Source organism: Bacillus sp. SIMBA_154 (genome assembly GCF_046536015.1).
Lineage (GTDB): Bacteria > Bacillota > Bacilli > Bacillales > Bacillaceae > Bacillus > Bacillus pumilus_P.
In genome coordinates, this window is sequence record NZ_JAWJBV010000351.1 from 1 (window position 1) to 263 (window position 263).

Here is a 263-nt window from a genome sequence, read left to right on the forward strand (position 1 = left end):
GGCATCAGCTACGGCTGGACGGGCGATGTAAAATACCACCTCGGTGCAGACAGACAGCTTCAGGATGCTGAAACCAAAAGTGCGCGGATTACGCTTGCAAATAACCCGAGCCACTTGGAATTTATCAATCCGATTGTTGAAGGAAGCACGCGGGCGGCACAGGAAACAAGAACGCAAAAGGGGTACCCGGTTCAAGACGAAACAAAATCGCTCGCCATTTTAATTCACGGTGACGCAGCGTTTCCGGGAGAAGGCATTGTCGC

General features: G+C 52.1%; 1 protein-coding gene. It reads left to right on the top strand.

Annotated features, from left to right (window positions below):
• Positions 1–263, top strand: a 263-nt coding sequence (locus R0K30_RS22345) for a thiamine pyrophosphate-dependent enzyme (protein WP_410613077.1), incomplete at both ends; no start/stop codon positions are given.